Annotated in this window: 1 pseudogene; it reads right to left on the bottom strand. The window is 47.6% G+C overall.

Annotation, left to right across the window (positions count from 1 at the left end):
* A pseudogene (locus HC175_RS19100) lies at positions 1-429 on the bottom strand (efflux RND transporter periplasmic adaptor subunit); the annotation flags it as partial.

The following is a 429-nucleotide window of genomic DNA, read 5'->3' as shown; positions in this document are numbered from 1 at the left end:
TAGGTTCCCGGCGCAGCCTGCCAGACTCCGGAAGTATGAACAATGTCATAGACTTGCCCTTGAGTAACAGGTGCTGTCTGAAAATCGATTTGCCATGCCTGTTCTTTCAAAAAGCTGATCCCGGCTTCTTCTGCTTCGGAAATATTTTTTGAAGCTTCAGCAACTGAAGCATACACCTGCACATCTTCAATCACAATTCTGTCTGAATACTCAGGAGTTTTAAGATCAAAGACCAGGTCGTACATTCCCGGCTCCTTAGGTTGTAAAGCCGGAGAAAAAATTCCCGGCGAGGAAGGCGCTTCCACCGTATGGCGGATTCCGCTTTCTCCTTTGATAAGGCTTACCGTCACCGATCCTTCACGAACCGGCTGGTGTTGGTCTAAAGTGGTAAAATGGGCAGCGAATTTGCTGGTCTTTTCCTTCACCAAA

Source organism: Salinimicrobium oceani, assembly GCF_012037645.1.
This window is presented reverse-complemented; position numbering and strand designations above follow the sequence as displayed.